This window comes from Mucilaginibacter frigoritolerans (genome assembly GCF_007830615.1).
In the GTDB taxonomy this organism is placed as follows: Bacteria; Bacteroidota; Bacteroidia; order Sphingobacteriales; family Sphingobacteriaceae; genus Mucilaginibacter; species Mucilaginibacter frigoritolerans.
Genome location: NZ_VLLI01000006.1, coordinates 1 through 16,074 on the forward strand (window position 1 = coordinate 1; position 16,074 = coordinate 16,074).

General features: G+C 37.6%; 11 protein-coding genes and 1 rRNA gene. 9 read left to right on the forward strand and 3 right to left on the reverse strand.

The genetic code is table 11. The features are described from left to right. Positions 1-275, reverse strand: a 16S ribosomal RNA gene (locus tag JN11_RS10850); the annotation flags it as partial. Between the two features lie 1,246 nt (positions 276-1,521). Between JN11_RS10850 and JN11_RS10855 the strand changes: the two genes are divergently transcribed. From JN11_RS10855 to JN11_RS10895, 9 genes are all read left to right on the forward strand, one after another. After that, a complete protein-coding gene (locus JN11_RS10855; RefSeq protein ID WP_144912485.1) occupies positions 1,522-2,454 on the forward strand; it encodes an outer membrane protein assembly factor BamD in 933 nt (310 codons plus the stop codon). Between the two features lie 8 nt (positions 2,455-2,462). Then, the gene (locus JN11_RS10860; protein ID WP_144912486.1) at positions 2,463-2,801 is read left to right on the forward strand and encodes a DNA-directed RNA polymerase subunit omega; all 339 of its coding nucleotides are present in this window, start codon (positions 2,463-2,465) and stop codon (positions 2,799-2,801) included. 153 nt (positions 2,802-2,954) lie between these two features. Beyond that, positions 2,955-4,157, forward strand: coding sequence for a bifunctional phosphopantothenoylcysteine decarboxylase/phosphopantothenate--cysteine ligase CoaBC (gene coaBC / locus JN11_RS10865; RefSeq protein ID WP_144912488.1), 1,203 nt, complete (start codon positions 2,955-2,957; stop codon positions 4,155-4,157). Beyond that, the gene (porD, locus tag JN11_RS10870) at positions 4,154-5,050 is read left to right on the forward strand and encodes a type IX secretion system protein PorD (RefSeq protein ID WP_144912489.1); all 897 of its coding nucleotides are present in this window, start codon (positions 4,154-4,156) and stop codon (positions 5,048-5,050) included. Before coaBC ends, porD begins: the two co-directional genes overlap by 4 nt. 177 nt (positions 5,051-5,227) lie before the next feature. Continuing rightward, entirely contained in the window at positions 5,228-5,602 is a 375-nt protein-coding gene (locus JN11_RS10875) for a BlaI/MecI/CopY family transcriptional regulator (protein WP_144912491.1), read from the forward strand. Between the two features lie 55 nt (positions 5,603-5,657). After that, positions 5,658-7,628: a M56 family metallopeptidase gene (locus tag JN11_RS10880; RefSeq protein ID WP_144912492.1), complete on the forward strand. Its 1,971-nt coding sequence runs from the start codon at positions 5,658-5,660 to the stop codon at positions 7,626-7,628. 39 nt (positions 7,629-7,667) lie between these two features. Next, complete coding sequence (locus JN11_RS10885) at positions 7,668-9,707, forward strand: M56 family metallopeptidase (RefSeq protein WP_170227740.1); 2,040 nt, start codon at positions 7,668-7,670, stop codon at positions 9,705-9,707. A gap of 138 nt (positions 9,708-9,845) precedes the next feature. Continuing rightward, positions 9,846-11,522, forward strand: coding sequence for a DNA repair protein RecN (gene recN / locus JN11_RS10890; protein WP_144912494.1), 1,677 nt, complete (start codon positions 9,846-9,848; stop codon positions 11,520-11,522). Between the two features lie 111 nt (positions 11,523-11,633). Then, positions 11,634-12,446 carry an enoyl-ACP reductase FabI gene (locus tag JN11_RS10895; protein ID WP_144912496.1) on the forward strand — a complete coding sequence of 271 codons (813 nt, stop codon included), beginning with the start codon at positions 11,634-11,636 and terminating at the stop codon, positions 12,444-12,446. Positions 12,447-12,528: 82 nt separating this feature from the next. Here JN11_RS10895 and JN11_RS10900 read toward each other — a convergent pair whose 3' ends face one another. Beyond that, entirely contained in the window at positions 12,529-12,936 is a 408-nt protein-coding gene (locus JN11_RS10900; RefSeq protein WP_144912498.1) for a hypothetical protein, read from the reverse strand. Between the two features lie 139 nt (positions 12,937-13,075). Then, a complete protein-coding gene (locus tag JN11_RS10905) occupies positions 13,076-15,787 on the reverse strand; it encodes a carboxypeptidase regulatory-like domain-containing protein (protein ID WP_144912500.1) in 2,712 nt (903 codons plus the stop codon). Positions 15,788-16,074 lie beyond the last annotated feature (287 nt).

Genomic DNA, 16,074 nt, shown 5'->3' on the forward strand with positions numbered 1-16,074 from the left:
AGCCTTGGTAAGCCGTTACCTTACCAACTAGCTAATGTTCCGCATGCCCATCCATATCCTATAAATATTTGATCATTATACAATGCTGTACTGTGATTTTATGCGGGCTTAATCTCTCTTTCGAGAGGCTATCCCCCTGATATGGGTAGGTTACATACGTGTTACGCACCCGTGCGCCACTCTCATGAAAAGCAAGCTCTTCAATCCCGTCCGACTTGCATGTATTAGGCCTGCCGCTAGCGTTCATCCTGAGCCAGGATCAAACTCTCCATTGTAAAATGTTTTTGTTTGTTCACTGACCCTATTATTAATAATAGAATCTGTATTTTATATCTTTTTACAGTATCCTATCTCTTTGTTTTCATAACCGCTTCGATCCGAAGATCTCTACTGTTACACTACATGATTATCTATATCTTTTAAGAACTTTGCGCTTCCCCATCTCGGTTCTGCTTATTTCGTATCAGGCCTTTTAAAACCCTCACTATTTCATTTTTACTACCGGAAATCGCTTCCGGTCTCTTTTGCTTTTCAGCGCCCCTTTCTTTTGGGACTGCAAAGGTAAGAACCTTTTTCTTTTTTGCAAACTTTATTTTTTTATTTTTGTTCGCCTTTCTTGCCGCCCTAACCCCTCTTTTCCTTCCTCTCTTGCGGGCTGCAAAGGTAACAACCTTTTCCTCTTTTGCAAACTTTATTTTTTATTATTTTCGTTCGCCTTTTCCCGCATTCCCCTCTCTCTTTTTCTCCTCGTTTGCGGGCTGCAAAGGTAAGCACAATTCTATATTCTGCAAATAGTTTGGTAGAAAAAGAAGCACAATTAATATAACTCACTGCAAAACAGGCGAAAAAATTTAAGAACAATTGTTAATAGCATTAATAACCACGGTTAGTGCCCCATTATTCACAGCAACGTCTTATTAATTTAACAATTATTCAATATAGTTATATGTGAAATGATATCACCCATCAATAGTTCAATCGCTGACTATTGATCAGCTACTGTATATAGTATATAATATAGGTGGCGATTAGGGTGAATGATTTCTGACAATGAATACAGATCAATGGATTATCAATTAACAAACTATCCTGATCTAAATAATAAATGAAAACCTATGCTATAATAACAGTTGGTATATCTTTCTGCCATCTGGCAACCCCATACAGTATAATAATATAGATATAACCTGTTTGCTTTTATATTCAGTAATAATCTACAAAATATATTGCTCCACATATATACTATATAGCAGGCATTTTTTGTTTTAGCGTTAAACCTCAATTATGAGTTGTATTATATGGCCTTCTTATTAAAGCTACATGGTTATTTGGCATACCATTATATATAGTATCAGCTTTAAGTAAAGACGATGGATTGGTACGCATTACCGGGCCATCAAACCGCAATAGTTAAAAGATGTTAAATCATACCTATATATATACTACAGGTAAAACAAGCGTTATATATTAGCTGCTAAATAAAAAATTGACTGATTTATATTATTCACCTATCTTTGCAAAATGTTTAAAAAACAACTAACGTTATTAGCAAGCGTATTTGCTCTATTCATTATCGTACTGGCCGGCTGTAAAAGCAAATATGAAAAGCTTAAAGCCAGTAATGACAATGCCAAAAAATACGCTGAAGCTGTTAAATTATATAACAAAAAAGAATACGCAAAAGCGTTAGGCTTATTTGAACCATTGGTAACCCGTTACCGCGGACAGGAGCAAGCAGAAGATTTGTATTATTACTATGCTTATACTAACTATAAGCTGAAAGATTACACATCGGCCAGGTATCACTTTAAAACATTTGCGGATACCTACCCTTCCAGTGCAAGAGCTGAAGAGTGCCGGTTTATGTCGGCCTATTGCTATTACCTGGATTCTCCGATATTTTCATTGGATCAGGAAAATACCAATAAGGCAATTGATGCACTGCAATTATTTATTAACTTGTATCCGAAAAGTGATCGTGTTCCGGAAGCAAGTAAGTTGATACAAAATTTACGCGACAAACTGGAAGAAAAATCATACGCTAATTCAAAGCTGTATTTAACTATCAGTGATTATCAGTCGGCAGTAATTTCATTCGGCAACACCCTGCGTGATTACCCGGATACTAAATATGCTGAAGAAATTGAGTTTTTAACAATTAAGGCTCAATATTTGTATGCATATCATAGTCGTGAAGATTATCAGGTAGATCGTTACCACTTAGCTATAACTTTTGCAGATCAGTTTATTGAAAAATATCCAAACAGCAAATACCTGAAAGATGCAAAGCAATTTGAAAAAGACAGTCAATCTGGCACATTAAAAGCTAAAAGCGTATTAGCTGAAGCTTTGGGCAATCAAAAAATAGCTAAAAAAATAGCAGCAAAGAAAGATACAGTAATTAGTCAACCACCGTCTGAAAAAGGGAACGACGATAAAAAAATCCCTAATTAAAAAACGATATGAACAATAACAATAATATTAACAAGCCGACTGGTCCAGCCAGCAGCACTGTGACCCGCGACTTACGTGAGTTAGATGTAAACACAGGCAACATTTACGAGTCACTCGTAATTATGTCAAAAAGAGCTAATCAGATCTCTAATAATATTAAAGAAGAGCTTCATCAGAAGCTTTCTGAGTTTGCTTCATCAAATGATAATCTTGAAGAGATTTTTGAAAACCGTGAGCAGATTGAGATTTCTAAATATTATGAAAAACTTCCAAAACCTACTTTAGTAGCAGTTCAGGAGTTTTTAGAGGACAAGGTTTACTACCGTAACCCAACAAAAGAACAATAGTGCCAACTGCATTAGCAGTTATGCATTTTTAGAATCTGGCTAAATATCAGTCAGCATTCAAAAGCTACCAGCATCTTGAGAAAAGCATGCTGGTAGCTTTTTTATTATACATTATTGTGATATGGTATAGTACCTAATGTGTATTTTTGTTTTATGCTTGAGGGTAAAAACATTATTTTAGGCGTTTGCGGAAGCATTGCAGCCTATAAATCAGCATCATTTGTAAGACTTTTGGTTAAAAGCGGCGCTAACGTACAAGTAGTGATGACCCCCGATGCTACCAATTTTATCACACCGCTTACACTTTCAACTTTATCTAAAAATCCTGTTCAAACAGCCTATTTTATTCCTGAAACCGGCGAATGGAACAACCATGTGGATTTGGGTTTATGGGCGGATCTTTTAGTGATTGCACCGGCAAGCGCCAACACCCTGGCGAAAATGGCAAACGGTCTTTGCGACAATTTGCTTTTAGCTGTTTATCTTTCGGCCAAATGCCCGGTATACTTCGCTCCTGCTATGGATTTGGATATGTGGAAACACAGTGCCACCTATGAAAACATCAGCAAACTACAATCATTCGGCAACATCATGATTCCGCCGGGTACCGGCGAATTAGCAAGCGGATTGCATGGAGAAGGCCGCATGGCTGAGCCCGAAGATATGATTGCCTTTTTATCTGCTGATATAAAAAAAAAACTTCCTTTAGTTAATCAAAAAATACTGGTAACCGCGGGGCCTACTTATGAGGCTATTGATCCGGTACGCTTTATCGGTAATCATTCGTCAGGTAAAATGGGCTTTGCTATTGCTGATGAACTGGCTTTATTAGGTGCCGATGTTACTTTGATAGCTGGCCCATCGGCACAAAAAAGCAAACAACAAGCAGTTACGCGTATTGATGTTACCTCGGCAGCCGAAATGCTGGAGATCTGCCTTCTGTATTTTAAAGATTCAAATGCCTGTATTATGAGTGCTGCTGTAGCTGATTATACTCCTGCTACAGTATCAACTCAAAAAATCAAAAAAAGTGATAGCACCTTTAGCATCGACTTAAAGAAAACTACAGATATTTTAAGTACCCTTGGCGCTCAAAAAGTAAACGGACAAGTATTAGCCGGCTTTGCTCTTGAAACCAACGATGAAGAAAAAAATGCTATTGCAAAGCTCCAAAAGAAAAATCTTGACTTTATTGTGCTAAATTCGTTGAATGATGAAGGGGCCGGTTTTCAGAAGGATACCAATAAAATAACCATTATTGATAAACATATGCAAAAAACGGTTTATAACCTTAAAAGCAAAAATGAGGTTGCCCGTGATATTTGTCAAAAAGTGATTGAGCTGATAAAAGCATGAAAGTATTTAGCCTGTATATTTTTTTTACCTTATTAAGTATTGGTGCCTTAGCACAGGATCTAAATGCAAGAATACAGATTCTTTCGCCCAAAATACAAACAGCCAATAAGCGTACTTTTCAGGCATTGGAAACGGCAATGAAAGATTTTTTAAATGGCCGTAAGTGGAGTGCCGATAATATTTTACCACAGGAAAGGATTGATTGTAACTTCATCCTGAATATAACCAGTTGGGATGGCAGTTCTGCTTTTACCGGCGAATTACAGGTCCAATCATCGCGCCCTGTATACAACTCGACCTATACTTCTACCCTACTCAACACATTAGATAAAGACATTGACTTCACCTATACCGAAGGCCAAACCATTGATTATACTGATCAGAACTTTCAAAGCAATCTAAGCTCTATAATGGCATTTTATGCCTATATCATTGTTGGCCTTGATTACGATACTTTTTCCAAATACGGAGGATCGCCTTACTTTTTAAGCGCCCAAAATGTGGTAAACAATGCACAAACTGGCGGCAGTAAAGGCTGGAAAGCTTTTGATGGAACAGTAAACCGCTACTGGTTATCAGAAAACCTGAACAATAAACTTTATAGTTCATTAAGGGGTTTTATGTATGATTACCATAGAAACGGATTGGATTTAATGGCCGAAAACCCCGGAAAAGGCCGTAAGGTTATTGCTTCTTTATTGCCAACGCTATCTCAAGTGGATCGTCAGCGGCTCGGGGCTACCTTCCCGCTTATCTTCTTCACAGCAAAATGTGATGAGCTTATTTCTATTTTTACCAAAGCCGATGTTCCTGATAGATTACAGGCTTTAGATATTTTAAGCAAGGCCGACCCGGCCAATGGTCTTAAATATCAAACATTGCAGAAAAACTAATTCCATTTCGGAGTTCGGAATTTCGATTTCGGATTTATCTACAAACGTTACAAAAACATCTTCCTTTACTGTAACACTCCTGCTTTTCAAGCGTCTTTTAAAAAAAATCAATAATTAATTTGCAAATACGAAAACTATCGTACATATTTGTACGAAGAAATTCGTATAATAAATAAAATGGAAATAAAACCAACAGAAAGCGAACTGGAGATATTGCAGGTGATTTGGAAAAAAGGTCAGTGCAGTGTTCGCGACGTACACGAAGAATTGGCAAAAAACAAAGATGCCGGCTATACTACTACCCTAAAATTAATGCAAATAATGCATGATAAAGGTTTGGTTGAGCGGGATACTACGGCCAAAATACATTTATATAAAGCGATAATTACCCGTGAGCAAGCACAACAAACAGCTTTGGATAAGATTATATCAACCGTATTTAAGGGCTCAACATCTGACCTGGTTATACAGGCTTTGGGTAACCACCGTGCCTCAAAGGATGAAATTGATGCCATAAAAAATTATTTACAGCAATTTGAAGGTAATGATTAGTGATTAGGATCAGGGTTAGTTGATAGTTAATTAATAAAAATAAGAACTTACACCAATGGAAATCATACTATATAATATCAGCCAAGTTTTAGGTATCACCCTAATCCATTCTTTATGGCAGGGCTTACTAATTTATTTTATACTCCGTATAATTTTAAATGTTGCCCCCCGGTTATCATCTGTAAAAAAGTATAATCTGGCTGTAATTGCATTGTCATCCATCAGTTTATGGTTTATATATACCCTGTTTTTTGAGATACAATCCTATAACTGGGTAAGCTCCGGTACCGCTCATATTACTCCGCTAATCCCTTACTTCAACCTGGCGGCTAATGCACAATTACTGGCTGATAATCATACCTCCTTCTATTATAAAATAGCCGGTTACTTACCTTATGTATCTATATTATATATAGCGGGCTTGTTGGTTAACCTTGTTAAACTGAGTGCCAGTCGTAAAAGGCTAAAACAGATAAAAAAATCACTGATTCCTGCTGAGCAAATGCAGCAGTTTATCAATAGCTTCTCTAAAAGTCTGGATATCCGTAAACACATCCAGGTAAATTTCAGCTCATTAATTGATGTCCCTTGCGTTACGGGTTATTTAAAACCTATTATTCTGCTTCCTGTATCATTGGCTACCAGTTTAACAGCCTGCGAAATTGAAGCTATACTATTACATGAGTTGTCGCACATTAAAAGGAAAGATTATCTGGTAAACATATTACAGCAGATGATCACCATTATACTTTTCTTTAATCCATTTGCACGATTAGTAAATGGTATTATAAACCGTGAAAGGGAAAATGGCTGTGATGATATGGTAATTGAAAAGACCGAAAACCCATTAATATATGCCCATGCTTTATTAAAACTGGAAGAAACCAGGCAACCTAATATGGAGCTTACGCTTGCAGCAACCGGAAAAAGACATGATTTATTAAACCGAATTGAACGTATTATGAAAACTCAACAGCCAACAGGCAACTTTAAGCACCTGGTAATTACCATTGCTTTATTGGCGGGCAGCCTTAGCGGATTAGCTTGGTTTAACCCTAAAGCCAATAACCACAAAGTTATTGCAGAAGATAAAAAAACTGTAACAACGGTTATGGTAAGTGGATCGTCAAAAACAGCACAGACTTCCATAAGTGCAATACCCACTATTACCAAAACCAATATTATTAACTTTTTGGGTACCGATTCAACCAAAACAATCAGGATTACTGATACGTCAAAGCACATAAAGAATAAAATTATCATTATTGACGATAACGGGAATAAAAAGGAATATGGCTCCATTGATGAAATGCCATCGCCATTAAAAGAAGAGTTTTTGAAAAATAATTTTGGCATTAATCAGGCCCGGTTTGATTCTATCAAAAATTATTATTCAAGCCCTGAGTGGAAAAGCCAGATGGAAGCTATGAAAAAACAGGCTGAAGAAATGAAAAAGCAATTCAACAGCCCGCAATGGAAGTTTCAGCAGGAAGCTATGAAAAAGCAGGCCGAAGAAATGAAAAAACAGTTTAACAGCCCGCAATGGAAAAGCCAGATGGAAGCCATAAACAAGCAAGCTGAAGAAATGAAAAAACAATTCAGCAGCCAGGCATGGAAGGATCAGGAAATAGCCATGAAGAAACAAGCTGAGGAAATGAAAAAACAGTTCGATAGCCCGGAGTGGAAAGAGCAGATGGAAGCTATGAATAAACAGGCTGAGGAAATGAAAAAGCAATTCAACAGTCCGCAATGGAAGCTTCAACAGGAGGCCATGAAAAAGCAGGCCGAAGAAATGAAAAAACAGTTTAACAACCCGCAATGGAAAAGTCAGATGGAAGCCATGAAAAAACAGGCCGAAGCAATAAAAAAGCAATTTGATAGCCCGGAATGGAGAAAACAAATGGAAGAGATGAAGAAACAGGCCGAAGCTATGGGTAAACACAGATGGATTTTAAAAGATTCGGTAGGTGGCGTAAAAATATATGCTCCTGAAAAACCTGAAGCTCCCGAAAAACCAGAACAATAATAGATACGCTAAACGTTATAAATGATTAATACACCGGTTATGGAAAACATATTGTATAACATCAGCCAGGTTTTGGGTATCACCATTATCCATTCATTATGGCAGGCGCTGCTGGTTTATTTTATGCTTCGGCTGGTATTGATGTTTCCGGAAAGGCTTTCATCAATTACAAAATACTGGCTGGCCGTAAGCAGCATGCTGGTTGTAACCGGGTGGTTTATTTATACGCTGATTAATGAAATTAATATTTATAACTGGTTGGCTGTAATACCGTCAAGGTTAAATGCAATGCCTTTGCTGCTTAACCTTCCCACAGGCATTCACCAATTTGATGATCAAAGCATTCGGTATTATTATAATATTGAAGAATATTTGCCTTACATAAGCGCTTTGTATGCCGTCGGACTCCTTTTTAATTCGGTAAAGCTTTTACTGGCCCGTAAAAAGATCAGTCTCCTTAAGCAAACTATGAGTATTGATATTGCCCTTCAATATAAGGTGAACAAATTTGCCGGAATGCTTAATATCAGCCAAAAAGTAAAGGCCGGCTTAAGCAAACTGGTTGATGTGCCCTGTATGGTAGGGTATTTTAAACCTGTTATTTTACTACCATTTACGCTGTCAACTTATCTTTCGGCCGAAGAAATTGAAGCCATATTGCTTCATGAGATGGCTCATATTAAACGGCATGATTACCTGATAAACGTATTTCAGCAGGTAATAAGCATATTATTATTTTTTAATCCGTGTACACAATTAATTAACCGGATTATAAACGAAGAACGTGAGAACTGTTGCGACGACCTGGTTGTAAAGGCCACCGCAGATCCTATCATCTATGCAAAAGCATTATTGAAGCTTGAGCAAACCCGCCAAAACGACTGGAAGCTAGCGCTGGCCGCCACTGGCAGTAAGTACTATTTATTAAACAGAATTGAACGTATCATGAAAACCAAAAAACAAACTCCAAGCCTGCGCCCCGCATTGTTGGCCATGCTCATATTAACAGCCACAATAGGCATTGTGGCCTTATTAAAACCTGAAATTGCCCAGGGGAAAATATCCGTAAAATTAATTAACCCTACTTTAAACAGTCTATTTGCTGATACAGCGCATAAAGCTAAAAAGGCTGCGCCATTACAAGCACATGCCACTAAAAAAGTTAATCATACAACATATCAGGGAGATGCAAATCAAAAACTGAATGAATTATCGGCAGAAGTAAGTAAACACTCAGAGGCATTAAGTAAGCTTTATAGTAGTGAAGATTTTAAGATGACTCAAAAGCAGCTAGAAGAACACGGCAAGGTTGTGAATGCATATTATGACCGCCCCGAGTTAAAAAAACTACAGGAAGAGATGCAACAAGCCAGTGGTGATTATGCAAAAGATTACGGAAATGATCCCCAATTAAAGGAGATTACTGTCCAAATGAGTGAGGAAGGGCGGAAAATAGGCGCCTATTACAGCAGCCCTGAATTTAAGAAAGTAAATGCTGAGCTGGAAAAGAAATACGGTATTCCGCATGAACATGCCTATTATAATAACGATGATATTAAAGATGAGAATTACAAGAAATATCAGGCTGAACTCAACACTCATATCCCTGCAAATATCAAACAAATACAAAAAGACCTGGAAAAACAGGGCGAACAGATAAGTGCCAAATATGATTCACCAGATGCTAAGGCAAAAACTCAACGTATACAGATTTTGGGAGATAGCATGAGAATAGTTTATGATAATCCTGAAATTAAACAGCAACAACAAGAAATGGATAAGCTCGCTCAAAAAATGAGCACTTATCAAAATAGCCCGGAAATAAAAAGGGAGCAGGCACTACTTGACCAGGCTGTAAAAAGAATGACTGCTTACATCAACAGCCCCGAATACAGAAAATACGTTGCTCACGTGCAAAAGATGAGTTATAATTTCGATTACCATTATGACTACGACAAGCCAGAGAAACCAGAAAAACCTGAAGCGCCAGAAAAACCTGAAGTACCTGAAAAACCAGAAGTAGTGGCACCGGCACAACCTGTTCAACCGGTAGTACCGCCAGCGCCTGTTGATCAATAACTAACGAGCTTAGCCAATAGACGCTCCGATTGGGTTGAACAAAAGCTGCTAATTAAATTAGCTATTTCATCAACACCATAAAACATAATCAACTAAAACCCTTAATTTAGTATCCTCCAAACAGGGGATACTTTTTTTATGCTTCAGAAGCTCAGTATTAATAATTACGCCTTAATTGATAACCTTGAAATTAGTTTTGGCAGCGGGTTAAACATACTCACCGGCGAAACAGGGGCCGGAAAATCCATTATCTTGGGTGCACTTTCGCTCATATTAGGTCAGCGGGCCGAGAGTCGTTATTTTTTTAATCAGCAAAAAAAATGTGTAATCGAAGGATCATTTAAAATCGGTGCATTTCATTTAAAACAGTTCTTTGAGGAGAATGATCTTGATTACGAAGCCGATACGGTTTTGCGGCGAGAAATATCTGCCGACGGTAAATCAAGGGCATTTGTGAATGATACTCCGGTAAACCTTACAGCCCTTAAAGCTTTGGGCGAAAGATTGATAGATATCCATTCGCAACATGCTACCTTAGAGATTAATGATCCGGAGTTTCAGTTACTGGTGGTTGATGCCGTGGCTAAACATGATGATCTGCTGAACGAGTATCGTACAAAATTTAAATCGTACAAAAAAGCAACAAACAAACTGGAACGCCTAATCAGCGAAAGTGATCAGGCTAAAGCGGATCTGGATTATTTTCAGTTTCAGTTTGATGAACTGGAAAAAGCCAAACTTGCGGCCGATGAACAAGTGCCCCTTGAACAGGAACTTTATACCTTAAATAACGCCGGCGAAATAAAACGCAACCTGCTTGGCGCTTTTTATTTAATGCAGGATGGCGAAACCGCAGCTATTATTCAACTGCGCGAAGCCGGGCATCAGCTTTCAACTTTAGAGAAGTTTAATCCTAAAATTGAAGAGTTGCATCAGCGTTTAAACAGCACGCTAATTGAGTTAAAAGACATTGCTGCTGAAATTGAAATACTTGAACAACATACCATTACTGATGATGCCCGCGCCGAAGAAGTAAATACTCGTTTAAGCTTGATTTACAATCTGCAAAAAAAACATCGCGTTAGCAACAATGCGGAGCTTTTAGCATTACAGGACGACCTGTCAGGAAAAATACAGCAAGCAGTTTTCGGTGATGAGGCAATTGAAAAACTAAAACAACAGCTTAAAACAGATAAGGATGAGCTGGAAAAATTAGCTAAAACATTGTCTGCCAACCGCAAAAAGGTTATCCCCGCCATTGAACAGCAAGTATTGGGAGCCTTAAGCGAAATGGGCATGGGTAATGCTGCTTTTAAAATCAATTTGACTTCAACTTCAGCATCAGGCTCCTCATCAGTGGGTTTGAGTGCCAATGGAATTGACGAGGTTAAATTTCTTTTCACGGCAAATAAAGGCCATGCTTTATCAGAAATGAGCAAGGTAGCATCAGGCGGTGAGCTTTCCAGGCTGATGCTGAGCATTAAATCATTAATAGCACAGAACACGGCTTTGCCAACTATTATTTTTGATGAGATAGATACAGGAGTATCAGGCGAGGTAGCTAATAAAGTTGGGCAAATAATGAAGCAATTGGCTAATAATTTACAGGTTATTACCATTACCCACTTACCCCAAATTGCAAGCAAGGGACAAAGCCATTATTTTGTTTATAAAGATGATGAAGGCGCAACTACCTATACCCGTATTAAACAATTGGACAAACAGGAACGCGTATTGGAAATTGCAAAAATGTTAAGCGGCGATAAACCCGGTGAAAGCGCTTTGCAAAATGCGCGGGAATTGCTTGGCAGTTAACATTAAGCAGCTAGCAGTTTGCCATTTTTTGTGCAAAATACTAAAGCAAACTGCCTGCTATAAACTGCAAACTAATTTTATAACTTTACAGCCGATTATTAAACTTTAAACATGGCTTATAACTTATTAAAAGGTAAAAAAGGGATTATTTTTGGTGCGCTAAACGAGCAATCCATAGCCTGGAAAGTAGCACAGCGTGCTGTTGAAGAAGGCGCTGAAATTATTTTGAGCAACGCCCCTATCGCCTTACGTATGGGCGAATTAAATAAACTTGCCGAACAATGCAACGCGCCTGTTATTGGGGCTGATGTTACCAATACCGATGACATTGTTAACCTGTTCACCAAATCCCAAGAGCATTTTGGCGGTGGTGTAGACTTTATTCTGCACTCTATTGGTATGAGCGTTAACGTTCGTAAAGGCATTAGCTACCCTGAAAATAATTACGATTTTACCCACAAAGGGCTTGATATATCATCATTAAGCTTACACCGTGTATTACAAACGGCCATGAAAATGGATGCTATTAATGAATGGGGATCAGTACTTGCCCTTACCTATATCGCCGCGCAACGTGTGTTTCCTGATTATAACGATATGGCTGATAACAAAGCCTATCTGGAAAGTATTGCGCGTAACTTCGGCTACTATTACGGTACTAAAAAACACGTACGTATCAATACGGTATCTCAATCCCCTACCCGCACCACTGCAGGTTCTGGTGTTAAAGGATTTGACGGCTTTATTAATTACGCTGAAAAAATGAGTCCATTAGGTAATGCCAGTGCGGACCAGTGTGCCGACTACTGTGTTACCTTATTCTCTGATTTAACTAAAATGGTAACTATGCAAAACCTGTTCCATGATGGTGGTTTCTCCTTTACCGGGGTTACACAAGCTGTTATTGAACAAATGGAAAAATAAAAGATCCATTTTAATACATAAAAAAAGGTTCCCCGGATATATTCCAGGGAACCTTTTTTGTTTTCCTTTAGGTTATTATCTCTTAGTTAGAATCAACCAAAATAATTTTAACCTTTATTGGCAATGTTGGTTGTACAGCAGTAGTACCATCAGATGATTGGGCATAAAGCGTTACGTTACCTGCATTGTAAGTATAGCTATAAGCTATACCAGCATAAGTTTCGGGTAATTGCTCGTAAGTAGTTCCACCATCGTAAGAAATAGCAACTATAATACCGCCGTACTGTGCAAAATTGTTGCTTATTAAACTCACATTAATAGGAGCCTGATACGATTTGTTACCGCCATTATCGGTGTATAAAGTCCAGTCGGTAGTGGCCAGGTTAGCGTAAACCGTTTGATTGGTTGTGGCTGGTGAAACATATTGTTTTGTGCATGAAGTTGCTGCAAACAAAATAACGCAGCCAAGGATAGTCAAGATTTTTTTCATAAATAAGAGTTTTAACTGTATTATAAGAACAACGTTTTTGTAAAAGGTTTAATATAAGTTAAAGTTTTTTTCTAAAAAAAATCTATTAACCAACCCTTAACAAAAACTATTATCTTCAAATTTAAAATAATTCTTTAAACTAATCAATTTTATACCGATAAACCTGCCGGCCTAAATTGCCATCACTATCAATACCTTCCACTACAACACGATAATTTCCTTTAGTATCGGCATTAAAAAACTCAAACGAAGCATTGCCTTCTTTATCAGTTATGATATTGGGTTTCCAATAAATGGTACTACGTAAATCAGGAATTTTCGAATTGGTTTTGGGGTCGTCGTATTTCGGCGAATAAAACTCGCGTACCTTACTGTATCCTTTTGGGATAAATGTAATAACACCCGGCGCATACCGTTGATAGGCGTAACCCTCATTGCCATTTTTTGTGGTAATAATCAATAAGCCATTGCCACCTTTACCACCGTAAATAGAAGTATATTGTATGCTGCGTAAGACCTCAACACTACCTATATCATTCGGATTTAAACTACTTAAAACAACCCCATCAACGTAAACCCCATCAAGAATTATTTGCATGGGCCTGCTTAAATTTCGCATTAAAAAAGGTGTATCGTTACGAAAAATCACCCCATTTATGCGCCCCTGCAGGCAATCAGCTATATCTGCACATCCTTGAAGAGCATCTGGCGCTATTACCTGGTCGGCATTACCTGGGCCATTTAAGTTTGATGAATTTTTAACAGCTTGCATTTTTTTGTCTTTTATAACCACTTCCTTTAAGGCAATTGAACGATTAATTGTACCGTTCCTAATTCCACTTTCATAAGCTGCTTTACTATTCTTTAAAAAGGGGGATATTTCATCAACTGCATTTGCCTGCCAATCAGGCGCATTTTTATTTTCCCTTACCCGTTGCTGTAATAGATTATCCAATTCAACCTGGAGGTTTTTATGGTCTTTAGCACTGCGCCCCTGTATTAAAAATCTTATACTATCTTTAAAAACCAGGTTTTTGAAGGTAAAGCGCCCCTCACTATCGGTTAGCGTATCTATCATAAAGATGCTTTGATTAGCAGTAAACAAAGTTACCTTTCCATTTACTACGGGTTTGCCAAATAAATTTTTTAAATGCCCTGATATTTGTAGCGATTTCTCAGGAGAATAAGCAACAGTCTTAATATCATCTTCCAATACCTGTTTCCACTCAAACCGGTGGTATCCCTGGGTAAGCATAAGCGCATCCAAATCAGCATTAGTTTTTTCATCGTCATGAGCAAAGTAATAGCCCGGTTTTTCAATATATCCCCTGATATCTGCTGTAAGCAAAAGACCGGAAAAAATAGAACTTTCATTCTCATCAGCTGGCACTATCGATTCATTGGTAACCGCTACTGAAAAACTCCCAACCACCGGCTGGTCATTTTTATTTTTTGTATTGAGTTCTATTTTTACTTTTTGGCGAGGGGTATATTCTTGTTTGTCGGCTTTCAGATTCAATTTTAATTCATCATGATTTTTAATAAAAACCAAACGCTCGTTCAATGGCTCGCCAGATGAATTAAACAGGGTAAACTGAATTATCCCGGTTGGAAATTTACTTTTTGGGATAACAACGTTAAAGGATTTACTACCTGCCTGGCTCTTGCCTGCAAAATAAATGGTTCCACGGCTTTGTGCAATTAAGCTTATCACTTCTGTTGTTGAAGTACTACTTTCAACTTCCGCTCCCGGGATTATTTTAACTTCAATATTATCGTTACCTGTGTCATCTACGGTTAAAGAATAACCTGTATTAACAGCTGTAGGTAAACTGACTATATTAACAGATCCATCGACATAAGTAATTGCTGCTTTGTAAATTTTACCACTTTCGGGCTTGAAATTAAAAACGCCCATAGCCAATTGATTACTGTTAAACGTTGCAACCTGCTTATTTTCATTATCAGTAACTACTCCTTTTATTTCGGTTCCCAGCCCATTGGCAGCGACAGCCTTAAAAGCCATTTTTGTTTCATTGCCAGAAACAAGATTACCTCCTTCTGGAAAAAACTGCACATCCACGTTTGCAGAGGTTGCTTTCACCAAGAGTATTTTTTTTACTGATGATTTGTCTGCAAGCTTTATATCTGTGATGATACGTTCAGCTCCGTTGACGCCCGAAGGGTTAATAAAATTGATATTTAAATTTCCGTCTGTATCTGTTTGCCCCTTGCCATTGGCAATGTTTTTATTGCCTGTTTGCACCTGATAAGTAACCGGAATGCTTGCATAAACGGTACCATCCACATTGGTATATTTAATATGCGCATTCACCTGCTGAGTCCCATTTTGGTTACCATAATTGTAACTGGCTTCGGTGAGTACCTGGTTAGTAATTACATTACTGATAGTGATGGTTTTATCAAAAAAATATTCTTCACCTGCATTTCGCATCCAATTGGTATAGGCCCTTATGCGATAATTACCTTCATTAAGTGTATCAGGCAAAGAGAAATCGCCCCAGGTTAAGCCACTTACAATTGGGAGCTTAAGGCGCTGTTTAACAGAATCACGGTCATCAATCAGTTCAACATTTAACACGCCGCTAATACCTGATAATTGATGATTGCTACCCGCAGTTACATAGGCCTTAAACCAGATGTCATTACCTGTGGCATAATAAGATTTATCCAATTGCAGGTAAACATTCTCCTGCGGATGAACCACCATCCATCTATTAAATTGGATAATAATATGTTGTAATGGATCAATGTCAAAGCTGGAAAATGCTGATATAATGATAATACCGCCAAACAATAAAATGCCCGCAACTATCTTTCTGAAGTTCATATGGTAAATAAACTTCAATTTAAACAAAGGATATTATTGCTTTGGTAACAAGTATGTTAAGGTTTAATTTTTGAATATTTTTTGTTGTAAGAATACCATAATCTGGTCCTTTTATGAAGTTTATACCAGTACTCCTTTTTTATTCATTTCATTAATCAGAAGCGCTTTTAAAACCAGAATTCTTCTATTAAAAATACAGATAATCTCATTTTCAATAAAAATTAACAAAAGTTGAAATTTTTATTACCAAACGTTATAATAATTGAATAATTTTTATTTTTTTTATA